We start from the raw sequence: 17,866 nt of genomic DNA on the forward strand, positions 1-17,866 counted from the left end.
AGTGCCCTCCAATTCTCGGGGGAGCGCATTGATGCCGACCAAGTCCATTCGCCTGGCCGCGCTGCTGGCCAGCGCCGGCCTGCTGGCCGCCTGCGCCACCCGCGACGACGTCGCCGCCCTGCGTCAGCCGCCGATGCCGCCGCTGGCCGTGGCCAAGGCCTCGCCAGCCCGAGCCTACTACCGCAACGTCGCCGTCCAGGCCGTCGAGGGCGCGCCCGAGTTCCGCTGGTTCGACGGCGGCGCGGTCATCACCACCCGCCCGACCCGCATCCAGGTCGTCGAGAGCCTGAACGACCATCTGCGCCACGCCGAGATGCTGGCCCCCAGCCGCCTCGACGCCGAGTACATGCTCTACACCAGCTTCGAAGAGCTGCGCGGCCCCAACGTCTGGCTGGGCAGCGACAAGCTGGCCTCGGCCCGCGTCACCTTCCGCCTGGTGCGCTGGCGCACGGGCGAGGTGGTCCGCGAGAAGACCATCGAAGCCTCCTACGAAGCGCGCTGGACCGGCGTGACGCCCGAGATCGCCCGCGCCGCCATCGCCGGCCCGCTGGGCGCGTCCAAGGACCGAGTGCTCGCCCTGCCCGGCGGCGCGATCGGCGGCGTGGCGCTGGGTTATTACGTCAACCAGAACCTGATCGTCTCGATCGCCGACGCGCCCTATGCCGGCCTGGTCGGCGCGGTCCAGGCCGGGCTGATCGGCGGCCCGTCCCGCACGGAGCCTGGCTTCGACGCCGCCTTCGCCACGGCCCTGGCCGTCGGAACCGCCGCCGGACGCTTCCAGGATCTCGAGGCCATGCTGGCCGGCGGCGCGATCAGCGCGGCCGGCGCGGCCGCAGGTCCCGTGCCGGTGAGCCGCGACGTCTCGGCCGGCGACGAGATCACCACCACCTTCAACGGCCGCACGCGCCGCCTGGCCGCCACGCGCGGCCTGATGGACCTGGCCTTCGACATCTTCATGAACGACCTGAGCCGCGACGGCGCGGTCATCTACAAGACCGCCGTCTCGTGCCGCGCTCTGAACGGCGACGCCGGTCGCGGTCCCTATCTGGCCGAGACCGCCAACAGCTACGCCGTCGACTGCCCGGGGGCGGTCTACAACGACGCCAAGACGGCCAAGGCCTATCCGACGCAATTCTAGTCGGACGAACCGTCAGCAAACTGACACGTCCCGCCGCTAGTCCAGCGTCCCGAGGAGTCGGCGGTCGTCGGCGACGGGACGCGGCGCGATGGCCTGGCTACGTGACATCGACAAGTGGTTCGCCGAGGCGGTGCTGCCGTTCGCCCCGACCTTCCGCGCCTATGCCCGCAAGCTGACCAACGACCCGGCCGACGCCGAGGATCTGGTCCAGGAGGCCTATGCCAAGGTGCTGGGCCTGCCCGACTGGCGCCGGCTGGAGGCGCCCGAGCGCTTCGTGCTGACCATCATCCGCAACCTGGCCTTCGAGCGGTTCCGCCGGGCCAAGGTGGTGGGCATTCGCCAGATCGGGGTGCTGGAGATGGAAGCGCTGCCCGACCCGGCGCCGGACGCGCACGCCGTGGCCAGCGCCCGCGAGGAGCTGCTGCGCGTGCTCGACGCGGTCGACCGCCTGCCCGAGCAATGCCGGCGCGTGGTCACCTTGCGAAAAATGGAAGGCCTTTCGCCCGGCCAGATAGCGGTTCGGCTGGGCTTGTCCATCTCTACGGTTGAGAAGCACCTGGCCAAGGGGCTGATGCTCTTGACCAAGTCCCTCGCCGCGAGCGAAGGCCGCAGGATCGGAAGTCGAGCGAGTACATGGCGAAAACCGGCGATCAAGACAGAGACGCGCTGATCGCCCAGGCTTCGGAATGGCTGGCGCGTCTTGACGCTGGCCGCGCGGCTCCCGAGGCGTTCGAGGCCTGGCGCGACGCCGATCCGCGCCGCGCCGCCGCCTTCGCCGAGGTGGCCGCCGCCTGGAGCAAGCTGGACGCCTTGCGCGACGCCGAACTCCGCAAGCGGCCGGTCATGACCCGCCGCGCCTGGCTCGGCGGCGGTCTGGCCCTGGCGGCGGGGCTCTCCGCCGCGGCCTATCTGGGACGCGACCACCTGCTGCGCGCCCGCACCATCACCGGCGTGGGCGAGCGCCGCACCCTGGCCCTGCCCGACGGCAGTTCGGTCGAGCTGAACACCGACACCGAGGTGCTCTGGCGCTTCGATCGCCAGCGTCGCCGCCTGTGGCTGGAGCGCGGCGAGGTCGCCTTGACCATCGCCCAGGACGCCCTGCGGCCGTTCGAATTGTTCACCCAGCAAGGCCTGGCGCGGCTGGCGTCCGGCCAGTTCAACGCCCGTCTGCGGCCCGCGGGCCTGGACCTGATCGTCCTGGCCGGCCGCGCGGCGATCAGGACCGCTTCGGGCGAGACCCAGGCCGCCGTCGAGGCGGCCGCCGACGCGCGCCAGACCCTGGCGATCACCGCGGCCGGCGTCGCGGTCGTCGCGGCCCCAGAGGCCGAGGTGCAGGCCGTGCAGGCTTGGCGTCGCGGTGAAATCGTTTTCGAAGGTCAGCGGCTCACCGAAGCGGTCGAGGAGTACAATCGCTACCTGACCCGCAAGCTAGTCATAGAAGACCCCAAGGTCGGCGCCCTGCGCCTGGGCGGCCGCTTCCTGACCGACAACCCCGAAACCTTCCTCGACGCCTTGCGCACGACTTTCGGTCTACGGATCATAAGCGACGGACCGTCACGAATTCTTCTCAAATCTCGATAGAGGTTTTCCCCGCCCCTCCCGTCTTGCCGAGCGAGACGCCGATTTTCGGCGACGACAAACGGGGCGAAATACCATGAGACAGTTTTGGGCGCCGCGCATGGGCGCTTGCATGCTTCTGGCCACGACGGCGCTGGTCGCCGTCGTCCCGGCCGCTGCCCAAGCTCAGACGGCCGCGCGGGTGGAGTTCAACGTCCCGGCCGGCGATACCGCCCAGGCTCTGAACGCTTTCTCGCGCCAGGCTGGCGTGCAGATCCTGTTCCCCTACGACGTCGCCGCCAAGCATCGCACAAGCGGTCTGCAAGGCGCCTTCGGCCGCGAGGACGCCGTCCGCAAGCTGATCGACGGCAGCGACCTGGAGATCGCCTCGGCCACCGCTCAGGTCATCACGCTGCGCCAGCGGGGCGCTGGCCCTTTGGACGCCGCCTCGGCCGGCGCTGACGCGTCCGACACGGTCGAGGAACTGATCGTCACCTCGCGCGCCGGCTCGGACGCCCGTACGCGCCTGGCGACCAGCTACGCCGTCACCACCATGAACGAAGAGACCCTGCGCCTGCGCTCGCCGATGGGCGTGGCCGACGCGCTGAAGTCGGTGCCCGGCTTCTGGGTCGAGGCCTCGGGCGGCGAGGCCAGCGCCAACATCCGCGCCCGCGGCATCCCACAGGAAGGCTTCTCGGCCATCGCCCTGCAGGAAGACGGCGCGCCGATCCAGCACGACGGCGGCCTGGGCTATCTGAACGCCGACCAGTCGTTCCGCCTGGACGAGACCATCGACCGCATCGAAGTGGTGCGCGGCGGCCCGTCCTCGATCTTCGCCTCGTACGCCCCGGGCGGCACGGTCAACTTCATCACCCGCAAGGGCGACGTGAAGGAAGGCATCGTGAAGGTCCAGGCCAGCGACTATGGCCTGAAGCGCGTCGACGCCTATTACGGCGGCCCGATCGGCGACTGGAGGGCCAGCCTCGGCGGCTTCTGGCGCGAGGACGACGGCATCCGCGATCCGGGTTACACGGCCAACAAGGGCTATCAGGTCCGCGCCTCGATCGGCCGCGACTTCGAGCGCGGCAGCTTCGACTTCAACATCAAGCACCTGGACGACAACGTCATCCTGTTCGCCGGCGTGCCGCTGAAGTTCGACGCCGCGGGCGAGGCCAGCGCCGCGCCGGGCTTCGACCCGCTGACCGGGACCCTCGCCGGCCCTGAGACCGAGAAGCTGACCCTGCGCGGCCCCAAGGGTCCGTTCGACTGGGACCTGTCGCGCGGCACCGAGGTCAAGCTGACCCAGGCCACCGCCGTCCTAAAGTACGAGATCGCCGACGGCTGGCGCCTGTCGGAGACGCTGCGCTACCGGACCTCGGAGTCCAAGCGGATCGGCCTCTTTCCGAACACCCCGGTGACCGGCGCGGCCCGCATCGCCCAGTATCGCGCGGCCCTGCTGGCGGCCACGCCGGGCGCCACGGACGTGCAGCTGCGCTACGCGACCAACCCCAACGAGGTGTTCAACACCGCCGGCGCCGGCCAGAACGGCAACGGCCTCGTGCTGGACGGCTCGCTGCGCTACGTCTCGGTCCCGCTGGACGAGCTGATCAGCGACACCCGCCTGGTCCACAAGTTCGCGTTCGGCGGCCAGACCCACGACGTCGCGGTCGGCTTCTATCGCGCCCACGTGGAAGAGGCCTTCAACCGCTACTCGGCCAACGCCCTGCTGGACGTGCGCGAGAACGCTCGCCGCCTGGACCTGGTCGCCGTCGACGGCACGGGCAAGATCCTGTCCAGCCTGACCGAGAACGGCATCAGCCGCTACGGCGCCGAGTTCGCCAACGGCGATGGCAAGTCCAACACCACCGCCCTCTACCTGACCGACGAGTGGCAGGTGACGCCGGCCCTGCGTATCGACGCGGGCGTGCGCTGGGAGAAGATCGAATTCACCGGCCGCAGCGAGCGGACGGCGACGATCAATCTGGGCCTCTCGCCGAGCCCGGCCGACGACACCGTACTGGCCGGCTCGGGCGCCTATGACCGCTTGGCCCGCAAGTTCGACCACGCGGGCTGGACCGTCGGCGCCGACTACCGGATCACGCCGCACATGGGCGTCTTCGCCCGCTACACCTCGGCCTTCCGCCTGCCCTCGCTAGGCGACTACATCACCAACGCCAGCAACACCGCGCCGATCGTCCAGACGATGGATCTGTGGGAGGCCGGCTACAAGCTGAACGCCGGCAAGCTGGATCTGTACGCCACGGTGTTCCACACCGCCTACGACGCGCTGAGCTTCGGCAGCCTGGTGTTCAACCCGACCACCGGCGCCTATGTCAGCCAGACCAGCATCACCGACACCAAGACGCTAGGCCTTGAGCTGGAAGGGACCTATCGCCCGACCCGCTGGTTCGACGTCGGCTTTAGCGCCACGATCCAGAACCCCGAGTTCGGCGACTACAAGTTCGAGGAAAGCTGCACGATCGCGGCCACGGATCCGAGTTGCCAGGTCAAGCCACCGGCCGCCACGGCCAGTCGCACGCGGGACTTCACGGGCAACCAGCTGATCCGCGTGCCCAAAACCGCCTTCCGCCTGACCCCCGGCCTCAACCTGCTGGACGGCCGCCTGCGGGTCGAGAGCAGTATCGAGCGCTACGGCGACCGCTTCTCGGACGCCGCCAACACCCTGAAACTGTCGGCCTATACCCTGGTCAACGCCACGGTGCGGTTCAACGTCACCGACGCCCTCACGGTCTATGCCTATGGCACGAACCTGACCAACGAGATCGGCTTGACCGAGGGCAATCCTCGCGCCGGCCAGATCATCAGCACCGAAGCCGGCGCTCTCTACGGCATCGGCCGGCCGGAGTTCGGCCGGGCCTTCAAGGCGGCGCTTCTCTACAAGTTCTAGGGCGCGCCGCCTGACTTCCTTCCCCTGAACCTTGGGGCGGCCGCAGCCTCGGCCGCCCTTCTTTTTTGGATCCGCCAATGCTCCGCTGGCTCGCCCTCGTCATCCTGCTGATCGCCTCGCCGGCTCTCGCGCAGGAGGGCGCCAAGCCCGACCTCGTCCTGACCGGCGAGATCACCGGCGCCGACCACCAGACCTACAAGCCAGTGATCTTCGACGTCCCGACCGGGGTCACCCGCCTTTCGGTGGCCTTCGACTATACCGGCCGCGAGAACCGCACGGTCATCGACCTTGGCCTCTTGGACCCCGTCCGCTTCCGGGGCTGGAGCGGCGGCAACAAGAAGGGCTTTTTCGTCTCCACAGAAGCGGCGACGGCCAGCTACCTGCCCGGCCCCCTCCCCGCCGGCAAATGGACCCTGCTGCTGGGCGTGCCGAACGCGCGGCCGAATTCGAAGGCGACTTACGAGGCCAAGGTCTGGTTCCAGCTCGCGCTCGCGCCGCTGCCGGCCGTTTTGGCCCCAAATACCTTTCCCAGGGCGACGACGCCGGGCTGGTATCGCGGCGACCTGCACATGCACACCGCCCACAGCGACGGCGGCTGCGTGACCGGCGAGGCGCCGCGCGCGCCCTGCCCGGTCTACCGCACCGTGCTGGCCGCCCAGGCCGCCGGCCTCGACTTCATCGCCGTCACCGACCACAACACCACCAGCCAGGCCGAGGCGCTGGCCGAGCTGCAGCCGGCCTTCCCCGGTCTGTTGCTGATCACCGGCCGCGAGGTCACCACCTTCCAGGGCCACGCCAACGTCTTCGGCCCGACGGCCTTCATCGACTTCCGCCTGGGCTCGAAGACGGTTCCGACCATCCGCGCCTTGCAACAGGCGGTGAAGGCCGCTGGCGGCGTGTTCTCGATCAACCACCCGGCTGTGCCGTCGGGCGAACAGTGCATGGGCTGCGGCTGGACCGCCAAGGACACGGACTACGGCGCCGTCCAGTCCATCGAGGTCGCCAATGGCGGCAACGAGAAGGCGCTGGGCGGCTTCGAAGGCATCCTGTCGGGCGTGCCCTTCTGGGAGGCCCAGCTGAACCAGGGCCGCCGGATCACCGCCGTCGGCGGCAGCGACAACCACGACGCCGGGATCCCGCACGACAAGCCCTCCGCCGTCGGCCGCCCCGCCACCGTGATCTACGCCGAGGGCCTGTCGGCCGACGCCATCCTGGCGGGCCTGCGGGCCGGCCGGGTGTTCATCGACCTGGACGGAACCCGCGACCGGCTGCTGGACCTCGCCGCCAAGGCCGGCGGCGCCGAGGCGGTCATGGGCGGCGTGCTGACGGTGAAACCCGGCCAGGCCGTGACTTTCCAGGCCGCGGTGACCGGCGCCGACGCCAAGGGCCTGGAGATCGTCCGCGACGGCCGGGTCATGACCCCGCCGGTCGACGCCGATGGCCGCTTCCAGCTCACCGTCGACCAGGCCGGCTGGGTGCGCCTGAACGTGCGCGACGCGACCGGCCGGCTGCTGATGATCGGCAATCCGATCTATCTGCGGGTCGGTTAGGGCTTCGGGGCGGCTTGCGCCTCGACGGGCGGCGCACAGACGCGGGTCACCTTCAGCGAACCGCCGCCGGGCTGGCTGCGGTCGAGGTTGAGATCGACCGTCCGCTCGCAGCCCTCGTTCAGGACTCGCACGGCCTGGGCCAGGGTCACGGGATCGGCCGCCAGCCCGGCGCAGGCCGACAGGCAGACCGTCAAGACGAGGCCCGCCATCGGGCCGATGATGCGCTTCATGGTAAAGCTCCTGAGTTGAGGAAGACGGCGCGCTCGGCCTCGCGGCGGGCGACCAGGCCGGCCAGTTCGCGACCGCCGGCGAAGCGCCACATCCGGAAGGCGTCGGCCGCGCCCGCGACGTCGCCGGCGATCAGCCGCCGGCGCACGCTGCTGTCGGCGAAGTCCGGCCCGCCGCCGACCTCGCCGACGCCGATGTTGTAAGCCAGGCTGACCATCGCCCCGAGCTGGGCGTCGGTCAGGGGCGTGGTCGGGAACAGGCCGACGACCCGGTCACAGACGGCCTGGGCGTCGGCCCTCAGCAGCGCGTCGGCGTCGGCCCGGACCATCCCCGTCGGCCACCGCGCGCGCCACAGGCGGTAGGCGGTCTCGCGGTCCTTGACGGGCTTGCCGCCGGCGAACAGGGCGTGACCCCAGCCGACGGTGTAGATCCCGACCGGATCGGCCTGGGGCTCCAGAACGGCGGTCGAACGATCGCCGTCGTGCAGCCCCTCGAACCGACGGATCAAGGCGAGCGCGCAGGCGGGAACGTCCCGCGCCGGGAGCGTGGGCATGGTGGGCTCCTTATCGTCGAAAGTTCAGGCGGTCAGCCGACCGCCGCGGGCGTGACGACCGGCTTGTCGCCGGCCGCCACCTCGAAGTGCTGGGCGGCCGGCTCCTCGGCCAGGCCCTGGGCCGCCAGGATCCGGCGATAGGCCGCGACCTTGGCTTCCAGCTGTCGCTTCTCGCCTTCCAGCAGGGCGATGCGGGCGTCCTTGTCGAGGATCATGCGGCTGTGCTCGCGACGCAGGTCCCCCAGCTCGGCCTCGACCTGTTCGAGGCGGTGCGCCAGGCGGTCCGCCTCCTCGCGCAGGGTGTGGATCACCCCCGAGGCGGCGTCGTGCGCCATCTGCATCAGGTCCGCCTCGGCCTTGCGAGCGATCGCCCGCCGGCCGAGGAGGTCCTTGACCACCGCGTAGACCCCCGGCGCGGCCACCATCACATACGGCCACGCCTTGGCGATGGCGGTGGGGATGTCCACGGTTAGCTCCTACTCCTCAGTCATCCGGCTACCATTCGACGACCACGAGGCCATCACCACCCCCTCCCGATTGACCACCGTTTGGACCCGCGAGGCCACCGCCGCCGCCGCCGTAACCCGGCTTGGGCGCGATGCCGGAATTGCTGACGGCGCATCCGCCGGAGCCACCGAAAACACCGCCCACGCCGGATGCCTGTCCGGCCGAAACGGCGTGCGCGCCACCGCCCGCACCCGTTCCGCCGGCGCCGGCGTTACTGTTCGAATAGCTGGGGCCGCCACCCCCACCAGCGAAACCGTCACCGGGGAAACGGAAGACAGCGCTGCTGGAATTAACGGCGCCATTGCCGCTCTGGCTGGCTCCGACGGACAATAGGTCGAACCCGCCAAGCACCAAGCTTGAAACGCCGGCCACGCCCGCGCCTCCCGTCGCCAAAGACGCGCCCCGCGTAATGCTGAACGAAGCCACGCCGCCAACGCCGCCGCCGCCCGTCGCCGCGTTGCCGTTGTTGGCGTTGCCGCTGATCGATCCGGAATCGCCTCCGTTACCGAGTTGGGAGCCCGCGCCCCCTCCTCCCGTCGCGGAACTGCCCGGGTTCGCGTCGATCGAGCCCGACTTGCCGCCACTGGCGTTGATCAGGGTACCACCCGTACCCACGCCGCCCGCCGCGCCGACGAGCGCCGTACTATCCGCGCACACACCGCCAGCACCGCCCGTCGCCGAAAGATAGGCGCCGAAAGATGACGCTCCTCCAGCATTGCCTGACTGGCCATCGGCAACCCACGAGCCGCCTTTGCCGATAGTGACGGAAACAATCTGGCCTTGGGTCAGCCAAACAAGACCCATAGCGTAACCGCCGCCGCCGCCGCCGGTGGCCCGCTTTTGCGTGCCATTGATCGTGGCGCCGGATCCGCCGCCGCCTAAGACCCGGACGCGATAGTAGCCGGCGATCGGCGCGGTGAACGTTCCGCTTTCAACAAAGGTCACATATCGGCCGGTGTTGAAAATACCCAGCCAGCCCACGGGAGAAACCGTCGTGGCCGTGACATACCCCCCCACGCTGCTTGCGGAGCTGGTTATCGTCGATACGGCGCCGCCGCCGGCCTGGCTCGCCCCGATCCGACCGAGAACGCCACGATTGGAACTGCTTGGAATCGGCATGCTTAGAGCCCCGCCTTGTGGTGGATGACGTTGAAGGTTTCGGCGTTGTGGGTGGCCGCGTAGAGCTCTGTCGTCGCGCCCTGCAGCGTCAGACCCGTCAGAGCATCAACGACCGTGGTGAACGCCTGCGCCGTGCCGCTGGGCGTCGTCCCCAGCACCGGGGTCTCGGTCAGGAAGAACTTCGACGCGCCGCCGTTCAGCGACAGGAAGAAGCGGATCATGCCCGCGGTCGTGTTGCCGGTGGCGGTGACCCTGAGCTGCTCGGTGACGATGCCGTTCGTAGTGCCGGTGGCGACCTTGACCATCGTGCCCGTGCCGTCGCGATTGGTGTTGGCGGCGGTCAGCTGGACGATGTCGGGCGGAAGCGTCGTGGACGCGAAGTTGGGCGCGGTGGCCATGTTCAGATCCCTTGTTGTTGCCAGGAGAAGAGGTTGCCGCCGTTGTCCGGGACCCATTCGGTGTCGAAATCGACGGCGGATTTCTTGCGGAAGAGCTGCCCGGGGAGACCGCCGGCGGGGAAGCCGGCCCCGGGTACGCCCGGAACGCCGCCGATGCTGATGTCCCAGTTGCTGATCGTCCCAGTGACCGCCGAGGTTTGGGTGACCGCGACCGTCAGGGTCGTACCGGCGTAGGATGTGCAGACGCCGACCATGAACCGGCTCGGGTCGCCGTGCGCCACGGCGTAGATCGGCATGCCTTCGACGAAGCTTTCGCCGCTGCTGACCGTCCAGGTCTTGGTCCCGACAGCGATCGCATTGGATGTCAGCGAGGTGGACGAAAACGAGACGCCCGAGGCGACGTTCTGGACCTGCGTCAGGATCGCCGCGGCGTCATTGGCCTTGGTGGCTGCGATGCCGGCCTGCGTGGTCGCCAGGGCCACTTGGCCGGCGGCGAGCGCGACCTGGTTGGTCGCCAGCCCGACCTGATCCGCTGCGAGCGAGGCCTTGGTCGTGGCGGTAGCCGCCGAGGCAGCGGCGGAGGTCTTGTCGGCGGTGACCTGAACGGCCAGGCCGTTCACCTCGGTCGACAGCGCGTTCGCCTCCGTCACGAAGGTCGGCATCTGCCCCAGAAACGCGTCGGCGCGGCTGTTGAAATTGGTGGGGTCGTTGGTGGACGGCGGCGTGGGAAGCGCCGTGATTTGTGCGGTCACGGGATCAGACCTCTTCGAGTTCGAGGGAAATCAGGGCGTCTTCCGGCTGGTCCATCGAGATCGTGAACCGCTTGTAGACGCCGACGATGAGCAGGGCGGAGAAGTAGCCGCTGTCCTGGTCGTCCAGGCCCGACCACAGCGCCGGCACGGCGTTGAGGTCGTCACGCAGCTGCAGGATCCGATCGACGTCGGTCTTCTTGCAGCGCAGGCTCTGGACGGTGCGTGGCACCGAGCGGCGCGGCACCAGGGTGGCGGTCCCGAAGTCGTCGCGGTCGATCTTCGAGAAGTTCAGCGCATCGCTCTCGGCCTCGTGCAGGGTGCGGCCCAGATAGACCGACGAGCCCAGCACCACCCCGCCGCAGGTCACGTTTCCGTTGGCCTTGGTCAGGGTGATGGTGATGACCGCGTTGGTGTAGGGCGGCAGGTCGAAGCGCGCGAACTCCTGCCGGTAGCGGAACGCGCCGTAGAAGTAGTCGTACCAGCCGCTGGTCGGCCGGTTCAGCAGATTGGCCGAGGCCGTGTAGACCGTGGCGCCGGCGACAGTGACGGTAACCGTGACCGCGTCGGCGACCATGCCGACGACCCCGATCGAGTCGACGCGCTGGCCCGGCGTGAGGGTCACCGTCAGTGGCGAGGTCGTCGTCGTGCCGGTGTTGCGCAGCAGGTCGAACATGGCCCAGCGGTTGGTGGGACCGACGTCGATCCACCAGCCCGAGGTGTCCGTCGCCGGATCGTGGCCCAGGTTCACGCTGACCAGAGCCGTGTGGCTGCCGCTCTGCGTTCCGCTGAGACCGAGCGCCGATCCGCCGCTGGTCGCGCTTACCTTGAAGGTATTGGCCGTGTCGGTGAGGACGTAATAGGTGGTCCCGCTCGCCAGCCCCGAGGGCAGCGCGCCCGTCGTCGAGAAGGTGACGGGCGTATTGGCGACGAGGCCGTGATTGGGCCAAGTGATCACGCCTGAGCCGATCGTGATCATCACCGCCGAACTCTTGGTCGAGAGCGACTCGTACAGCCGGTGGCTGGCCGTGCTGATGACCCGGTCGCCACCCTTGTAGGCCGTGGCGGCGCTCCAGACCGCCTCCCCCGTCGAGGGCTCGGCGCAAGTGGTGCTGGTCAGGATGGCGGGCGTGATGGGAATGGGCGGTAGCGCGCGCATCAGGCGGCCGCCTGGGTCTGCATGGCGCGGCCGCCTTCGGTCACATTGGTCAAGGTGCGCTCCATCTTGTCATTGCTGGTGGCGATGCGGGCGCTGGTGGCTCGCAGGTCGGCGAGCTCCTGGCGCAAGGCGCGCAGCTCGTTGATCAACGACTTGTCGTTCTTCTGGTCGGCGCGCTGGACGTTGACCGCCTCGCCCGGGCTGAGCGCCAGGTTGAAGAGCTTGGAGTCGGGCGGGCCAGAACCGCCGACCTCGAAGCTGCCGCCGGTGGCGTAGTTCAGATACGAGGCCTTGTCTTTGTCGCGAGCCAGATAGGTCTGGTACAGCGAGTAGGATTCGGTGCCGGGGGTGAGCGCCGGGATCACGCCGTTCGGGTAGTACTGCGGGTCGTGCTGGGATTCCGTATAGGCGAGGAAGCCCAGCATGCTGTCGTAATAGTACTTGCCGTCCAGGGTCCGCTTGAGGTCGACGCCGCCGCTTCCGCTGCCGCCGCTCGTCGTCCCACCGCCTGACAGCCCCAGGCTGGAGCCGCCCACCGACACCACGCCAGCCGCATTGGCCGCGGCCAGGGCGCCCTGCAGACCGGCGATCGCGTCTCGCACCGAGACCACGCTGGCGTTGATCTGGATCAGCCCCTCGACCGACTTGTCCAGCGCCTCCAGCTGCCGCTCGGCGATCGAGACCTGACGGTCGGCGGTATCGGCCGCTTCGTCGACGGCCGAACGGACCAGGCCGACATCGCGCAGATAGTCTTGACTGGTCGAGACGTAGTCGCGCGAAGCCGTCGTGAAGGCCTCGCCATCGGCCTGCAGCCGCCCCATGGCGTCGGCGTCGCCCAGGCGGGCCATGGCCGCCGTCGCCTGGAAGGTCTGGCGCGCCATGCGATAGCGCGTGGCCAGATCCGCCCCGGCGATGGTGTTTGTCAGACTGGCGCCGAACGCTCGCAGCGACGTCGACAACTCCTTGAACCTATCCTTGGTCGCCTCGATGGCGTCATGCTCGCGCTGGTACGCCTGGGTCAGCACATCCCGCGCCGCCGACACCTTCTCGGCGGCGTCCTGGGCGGCCCAGGCGCGCCGCATGTAGTCCCGCTGAACCGGATCCTCGACATCCACCAAGGTCAGGTCGCGCCGGATCTTCTTGGCCTGTTCCGTCAGCCCTTGAGCGTCCAGAAGATCGGCCAGAGCATTGGACCGGCTGCTCGCCAGGGCCTTGGCGTCGGCGGCCGCCTGAGCCGCGTCTTCCACGTCCCATAAGGTCTTGAGCAGCGGCAGCAGCGAGGCGTTCAGCGCCTTGACCGCCTCCTCCTCGGCCGCCCGGGACTTGGCCAGCTTCTGGGCGGGCGTCATGACCAGGTCGTCGATCCGATCTTGGATCGACTTGGCCTTGTCGGCGACCGCCGCCTTGGCGTTCTCGGCGGCGGTGGCGACCTTGTCGAAGGCCGGCGCCAGGGCCATGAGAGTCTTGTAGAGTTCCGCGCCTTCCGGCGTGGACAGGTTCTGGCTCTGGACCAGGGCCTTGAAGCCCTCGCGTGACAAGTCGGCCGGCTGCCCGATCGCCGCCAAGCCGCTGACCACCGACGCCTTGATCGGCTTCAGTCGATCTTCGTCGGTGAGGAAATGCTCGCCGAAGAACGCGGTCTGCGACGTGAAGGCGTCCAGGCCGCCGAACCGATCCAACAGGCCCTTGCGCGCTTCCAGCGACCCGATGCCGCCGGACTTAAAGTCCATGCCGACCGAGGCCAGGACCGCGTCAACCGTCTTGTACTCGGTCGCCAGCCGCGTCAGCGCCTCGAACGCCCCCTCCCCGGCCTTTGCCAAGGCTTGCAGGCCCGGAAGGCCGGCCGCGGCGAGATCGTCGGCCACGTTGTCGAACAGCGCGTTGATCGCCGTTTCGATCTCGTCAGGCTTCAGGTCCTTGAGCGATAGCTTGCCAAGATCGAGCGACACGCTTTGCAAGGCGGCCTTGGCCGCCTGGCCCACGTCGTCGCCGAAGGTCTTGGCCGCTGCGATGACACCTTCGCCCAGCAGCTCGATCGTGTCGCCGATCTGGGCCAGTAGGGCCGGATCGACGGCGCTGGTCACCGTCGAGGTGCTGACCTTGGTCGACAGGCCGATGCCCGCGAACGACGTCTTCTTGGTGGTGAGTAGGTCGGCGTACTGGCTGCCGACCAGACCGCTGGTACTGATCTGACCGAACGTCTGGGCGGTAAAGGCAAGACCCTGGTCGAGGACCTCGACCGTCTTCTTGGTCTTGGTCAGGGCGCCGACGATCGCGCCGACCGCGCCGATGGCGATGCCGATCGGCCCGGCGAGGCCGAGCGCCTGGCTCAGCAGGCCCATGCTGATGCCACCAGCCGACATCGCCCCACCAACGGCCAACGCCGTGACGCCATTCGCTACGCCGAAGCCGGCGATACCGCCTATGGCGCCGCCAACCAGGGCCCCACCCAGGCCAGCCTTGGTCGAGGTTGTTCCCAAGCCGAGACCGGACGTGTTCATCAGCGCGCCACTCGAGATGCCGCGCGCGATCCCGGCCGCGACCACGCCGACCTTGCTGTCGATCGAGCGCAGCGAAGCCAAGATGGCGTTAGAGTAGTCGAGGTCGGTATTCTGATACTGTCCCGCCAGGCCCAGTGACTTCTCGATAGCGCCCGAGCTTTCCTTCTGCTTGGCCTGAAGCTCCTGTTGCGCCTTCATCAGCGCATCGATCTTGGCCTGGGCCTTGGCGGCGGACGCACCCAGAAGGCCTGTCACGCCACCCAGCACCGCGCCGGCGATCGCGCCCGGGGCCCCGCCGATCTGGAAGCCGGCCGCCGCGCCCGAACCGGCGCCGGACAGCGCCGCCCCGGTCTTGCCGCCGATCATCGAGCCCAGGCCGTTCGCCAGGCCGGCGATCGCCCCGATCTTGGACTCGAGGCTCGCGCCGCTGTCGCGCATCTTCAGCGCAAAGGTCTCGAAGGCGTCGAACAGGCTCTTCGTCGCGCCCAACCAGTCCTTCTGATCCAGCGCGCTGGCCGCGTTTTTGAGGGCGGTGGACATGTCGCCATACGAGACGTCCAGCCGTTGGGCGGCCTTCACCTGGTTGGCGTAGTTCTCATTGAGGATCGCGATGCGTCTTTCGGCGTCACGCTTCTGTTCGGGGTTCGCGCCCGTCCCGTTGACGATGGCCAACTGGGCAGCGACCTCCTGCTGATGCTTCAGGTCCAGAATCCGCGCGTCGATCGCCCGGGTCGCGCCGGCCGAACGCGCCAAGACCTTCTCACCCTCAGCGAGGTCGATCGTGTTCTGCAGACCCGCCACGCGCACGTCCAAGGCGTGCTTCTCGGCGTCGATTGTCTGCTTGCGGATAACCGCCTGAGTTTCGGCCTGCTGCAACCCGTACTGCTCGATCCCGAGCACCAAGCCCTGAACCCAGTCGATCTCACCCGTCCTGATCTTCTGCGCGTTGGTGCTTTGCAGGGTGAACGCCTCGAGTTCGTGGCGGCGCTTGAGCGCCTCCAGCTCGATGCGATTGCGTTCCTCCGCCGTGCTCACCGTGTCGGCGGTGAATCTGTCCATTTGGTCGAGGTACGCGTTGTGCCCTTGGCGGCGCGCGACTTCGGCCTGCAGCAATTGAGCGCTACGCTCCTGCTCGATCGCTTCTTCCTTGGCGGAAGCGATGGACTTGTACTTGTCCTGAATAAACGCGCCGTCGGCTTCGTTGATCTCGCCGCTTTTTATCTGGGCCTTCAGGCGATCCTGCTGCGTCTTGAACTCCACATCGACCTGATCGCGCTTAAGCTTCGCGATCTTCTCGACGTTTTTGGTCACCGACAGCTGCGCCGAAAGCTCCGCCGACTTCACCGCCTGAATGGCGTCGCCGCCGCGATATTCGGGAGACGGTGAGGCAGCAGCGTGCAGGGAGACCGCCCGGGCGGCGCTCGAACCGCCTGCCTTCCCCAGGTCGGCGATCCTTCCGTTCAGCGTCTGGATATCCTGAAGGGCCTGCGCCTTGGTCAAGCCGGCTTCCTTCAGCGCACCGGCCCCTCTCGTGATCACGTTCGACAGCGAGGCGCTGAGATCCGTCAGATCCTTGATCTGCCTCTCCTTCGGATCGGCGATCTCGTGAGCCGCGCGCGCCGCGGCCCCGACCGTCTTGTCGACGTTGGCGTCCTTGGTCTTCTGTTCCGCCGCCTTGCGTTTCTCCGCGGCGGGATTGTAGCCGAAGACAGAATAGGTTTCCTCGACAGCCGCCGCGTCGGGCTCGGTGAACGCGATCTTGGCCATCTTCTGAAGGTAGTTGCCGATCGATGTCGCCGCGCGATCGTATGCGCCGCTGAGCGTCGTGACCTTTCCCGCGGTCGAGGCCGTGCGGCTCTCGACTTCCTTCAGGATAAGCGCATCGGCCTGAGCAAGTTCGCCGCGCCGCGCCATGCTCTGGATGCTCTCCCGCGTCGCATAGTCAAAGCCGCCGGTCGCTCTTGCCAGCGCGTCCAGGTTCGCGATGGGGTTGGCCAGAGCCGCGCCAAGCAGCTGGGAGGCCTGGGCGCCATCAACGCCGATCGCCTGCGCGAGGCCCTTCGTGTCGGTTACGGCCTGCGCCAAGACGGCGGAATTGCTCACACCCATGCGCACATAGGCTTGGGTCCAATTCTCGGCGTCTGTGATCGAGGCGTGGGCTGCGTCGGCCGCCGCATCGGCCAGCGCCTGCAGCTGCCCACCGGTCATGCCGACGTCTCGGCCAATTCCCTGCGCGAGTTGGCTGAACGCAGCGGACTGCTTCTGCGCGTCGGCCGCCGCCGAAGCCACGGCGCTCAGAGCGATGGCGACGCCCGCGACGGGCGCGCTGACGCCGGCGATCGGGCTGGCCGCCTCGACGATCCCGCCCAGCAGGTCCTTCAGAGGGGCGCCGCTGGAGACAGCCTTGACGAAGACTTCCGTGAGCGCCGGTCCTTGCGCCGCGAGCGCCTTGAGCGGGCTTTCGCCCGACGAGATCGCGGAAATGAATCCCTTTGTCGCATCCTTAAGCTTGCCCATCTGCTCGGCGGAAACCCGAGCCTGGCCGTCCAGCTTCTTCTGCGCCCCGGCGAGTTCGTTAGCCGCGCCCGCGGCTTTCTTACATTCGGAGATCAGGTCGTTCAGGTCGCACACAACGGCTCTCCCAAAAGGTTCGGGCCGCGCTCCCCGCTAAGGAAAGCGCAGCCCGGTGGTGGTCAGCCGCCCTTGGCGGGGGCCGTCATCGTCAGAAGGTGTTCGGCGTCGAGGGCGATCAGGGCCCGGCGCTCCCAGGGCTCAAGCCGCACGCCCTCGTCGCGCTCCCAGGCCTGGATCTCCAGGCGCGAGAGGCGCGAGGGACCGAACCCGCCGCTCTGGCGGGTCTGGCAGAGGTCGGCGTACCAGGCCCAAAGGTGGGCCACGTGCGGCGACAGCGGCGGTGGGTTTGCGAGCCGCCAGGTCGCCTCCGGATCGCCCTGGCGGGCCAGGCTCTCCAGGTGGACCTTGAGAGGCTCGCCATCGTCCTGTCGGCCCGCGAGCTCGAACTGCTCGCGGGCGTAGGCGATCAGGCCGCGGACTTGCCCAGCATAAAATTTCCGAGGTTGTTCGACGCGGCGGTGACTTGCTCGGCGATCTCGGAATTGCGGCTGACCAGACGGTAGGCGTTGTCGGCCGACCACTCCTGCTTGATGCCGCGCCAGCCGACCAGGCGGACGGCGGTCAGGCGGTGGCCGAAGGCGATGTCGTCCTCGATCGGCGTGAAGTCGGCCTTGTCGGGATTGGCGCGGCCCTGCATCGCGGCGGCCACCGCTTGCTTCTTGCGGCGGTCGTTGACGAGGCGGTTGACCTCGCCCTGCACCTTCTCGGACTGGCCGCCCAGCACCAGCAGGAAGACGCCGGAGCCCGAGCCGTCGGCGCGGACATATTCGACCTCGAACGGGGTGTCGCCGGCGGCGACGGCGTCCAGGTCGGTGAGGTCGAACAGGGGAGTTTCGGTCGGGGACTTCATCATGGTCAGGTCCTT

15 protein-coding genes are annotated in these 17,866 nt (G+C 68.6%); 5 read left to right on the forward strand and 10 right to left on the reverse strand.

Annotated elements, in window-relative coordinates:
- Positions 1–31 precede the first annotated feature (31 nt).
- From ABIC66_RS07345 to ABIC66_RS07365, 5 genes are all read left to right on the forward strand, one after another.
- Complete coding sequence (locus ABIC66_RS07345) at positions 32–1,138, forward strand: hypothetical protein (RefSeq protein WP_354068985.1); 1,107 nt, start codon at positions 32–34, stop codon at positions 1,136–1,138.
- 88 nt (positions 1,139–1,226) lie between these two features.
- Positions 1,227–1,808 (forward strand): RNA polymerase sigma factor, encoded by a 582-nt coding sequence (locus tag ABIC66_RS07350; protein ID WP_354068987.1) that lies wholly within the window; start codon positions 1,227–1,229, stop codon positions 1,806–1,808.
- Positions 1,772–2,719, forward strand: a complete 948-nt coding sequence (locus tag ABIC66_RS07355; protein ID WP_354068989.1) for a FecR family protein — start codon at positions 1,772–1,774, stop codon at positions 2,717–2,719. The genes ABIC66_RS07350 and ABIC66_RS07355 overlap by 37 nt, the downstream gene beginning before the upstream one ends.
- A 73-nt stretch (positions 2,720–2,792) precedes the next feature.
- On the forward strand, positions 2,793–5,603 hold the full coding sequence (locus ABIC66_RS07360; protein WP_354068991.1) for a TonB-dependent receptor: 2,811 nt from the start codon (positions 2,793–2,795) through the stop codon (positions 5,601–5,603).
- Between the two features lie 77 nt (positions 5,604–5,680).
- The gene (locus ABIC66_RS07365; protein ID WP_354068993.1) at positions 5,681–7,153 is read left to right on the forward strand and encodes a CehA/McbA family metallohydrolase; all 1,473 of its coding nucleotides are present in this window, start codon (positions 5,681–5,683) and stop codon (positions 7,151–7,153) included.
- Here the strand turns inward: ABIC66_RS07365 and ABIC66_RS07370 are convergent.
- The 10 genes from ABIC66_RS07370 to ABIC66_RS07415 all read right to left on the reverse strand — a co-directional run bounded on the left by ABIC66_RS07370 (position 7,150) and on the right by ABIC66_RS07415 (position 17,854).
- A complete protein-coding gene (locus ABIC66_RS07370) occupies positions 7,150–7,383 on the reverse strand; it encodes a hypothetical protein (protein WP_354068995.1) in 234 nt (77 codons plus the stop codon). The genes ABIC66_RS07365 and ABIC66_RS07370 overlap by 4 nt on opposite strands.
- Complete coding sequence (locus tag ABIC66_RS07375; RefSeq protein WP_354068997.1) at positions 7,380–7,934, reverse strand: lysozyme; 555 nt, start codon at positions 7,932–7,934, stop codon at positions 7,380–7,382. Before ABIC66_RS07375 ends, ABIC66_RS07370 begins: the two co-directional genes overlap by 4 nt.
- Positions 7,935–7,966: 32 nt before the next feature.
- A complete protein-coding gene (locus tag ABIC66_RS07380; RefSeq protein WP_354068999.1) occupies positions 7,967–8,401 on the reverse strand; it encodes a hypothetical protein in 435 nt (144 codons plus the stop codon).
- 28 nt (positions 8,402–8,429) lie between these two features.
- On the reverse strand, positions 8,430–9,560 hold the full coding sequence (locus ABIC66_RS07385) for a hypothetical protein (RefSeq protein ID WP_354069001.1): 1,131 nt from the start codon (positions 9,558–9,560) through the stop codon (positions 8,430–8,432).
- A 2-nt stretch (positions 9,561–9,562) separates the two neighbouring features.
- Positions 9,563–9,958 (reverse strand): hypothetical protein, encoded by a 396-nt coding sequence (locus tag ABIC66_RS07390; RefSeq protein WP_354069003.1) that lies wholly within the window; start codon positions 9,956–9,958, stop codon positions 9,563–9,565.
- A 2-nt stretch (positions 9,959–9,960) separates the two neighbouring features.
- Complete coding sequence (locus ABIC66_RS07395; protein ID WP_354069005.1) at positions 9,961–10,710, reverse strand: hypothetical protein; 750 nt, start codon at positions 10,708–10,710, stop codon at positions 9,961–9,963.
- Between the two features lie 4 nt (positions 10,711–10,714).
- Positions 10,715–11,866, reverse strand: coding sequence for a hypothetical protein (locus ABIC66_RS07400; RefSeq protein WP_354069007.1), 1,152 nt, complete (start codon positions 11,864–11,866; stop codon positions 10,715–10,717).
- The gene (locus tag ABIC66_RS07405) at positions 11,866–16,998 is read right to left on the reverse strand and encodes a phage tail length tape measure family protein (protein WP_354069009.1); all 5,133 of its coding nucleotides are present in this window, start codon (positions 16,996–16,998) and stop codon (positions 11,866–11,868) included. Before ABIC66_RS07405 ends, ABIC66_RS07400 begins: the two co-directional genes overlap by 1 nt.
- Before the next feature lie 62 nt (positions 16,999–17,060).
- Entirely contained in the window at positions 17,061–17,264 is a 204-nt protein-coding gene (locus ABIC66_RS07410; protein WP_223390806.1) for a phage tail assembly chaperone, read from the reverse strand.
- 143 nt (positions 17,265–17,407) lie between these two features.
- Positions 17,408–17,854: a hypothetical protein gene (locus ABIC66_RS07415; protein WP_354069011.1), complete on the reverse strand. Its 447-nt coding sequence runs from the start codon at positions 17,852–17,854 to the stop codon at positions 17,408–17,410.
- Between the last annotated feature and the right edge of the window lie 12 nt (positions 17,855–17,866).

The sequence above is a fragment of the Caulobacter sp. 1776 genome, assembly GCF_040545685.1.
Lineage (GTDB): Bacteria > Pseudomonadota > Alphaproteobacteria > Caulobacterales > Caulobacteraceae > Caulobacter.

What these genes read in the sequence shown, in the direction of transcription:
- ABIC66_RS07345 (WP_354068985.1), top strand. Translation starts at nt 32, where the DNA reads ATGCCGACCAAGTCCATTCGCCTGGCCGCGCTGCTGGCCAGCGCCGGC.
- ABIC66_RS07350 (WP_354068987.1), top strand. Translation starts at nt 1,227, where the DNA reads ATGGCCTGGCTACGTGACATCGACAAGTGGTTCGCCGAGGCGGTGCTG.
- ABIC66_RS07355 (WP_354068989.1), top strand. Translation starts at nt 1,772, where the DNA reads ATGGCGAAAACCGGCGATCAAGACAGAGACGCGCTGATCGCCCAGGCT.
- ABIC66_RS07360 (WP_354068991.1), top strand. Translation starts at nt 2,793, where the DNA reads ATGAGACAGTTTTGGGCGCCGCGCATGGGCGCTTGCATGCTTCTGGCC.
- ABIC66_RS07365 (WP_354068993.1), top strand. Translation starts at nt 5,681, where the DNA reads ATGCTCCGCTGGCTCGCCCTCGTCATCCTGCTGATCGCCTCGCCGGCT.
- ABIC66_RS07370 (WP_354068995.1), bottom strand. Translation starts at nt 7,383, where the DNA reads ATGAAGCGCATCATCGGCCCGATGGCGGGCCTCGTCTTGACGGTCTGC.
- ABIC66_RS07375 (WP_354068997.1), bottom strand. Translation starts at nt 7,934, where the DNA reads ATGCCCACGCTCCCGGCGCGGGACGTTCCCGCCTGCGCGCTCGCCTTG.
- ABIC66_RS07385 (WP_354069001.1), bottom strand. Translation starts at nt 9,560, where the DNA reads ATGCCGATTCCAAGCAGTTCCAATCGTGGCGTTCTCGGTCGGATCGGG.
- ABIC66_RS07390 (WP_354069003.1), bottom strand. Translation starts at nt 9,958, where the DNA reads ATGGCCACCGCGCCCAACTTCGCGTCCACGACGCTTCCGCCCGACATC.
- ABIC66_RS07400 (WP_354069007.1), bottom strand. Translation starts at nt 11,866, where the DNA reads ATGCGCGCGCTACCGCCCATTCCCATCACGCCCGCCATCCTGACCAGC.
- ABIC66_RS07415 (WP_354069011.1), bottom strand. Translation starts at nt 17,854, where the DNA reads ATGATGAAGTCCCCGACCGAAACTCCCCTGTTCGACCTCACCGACCTG.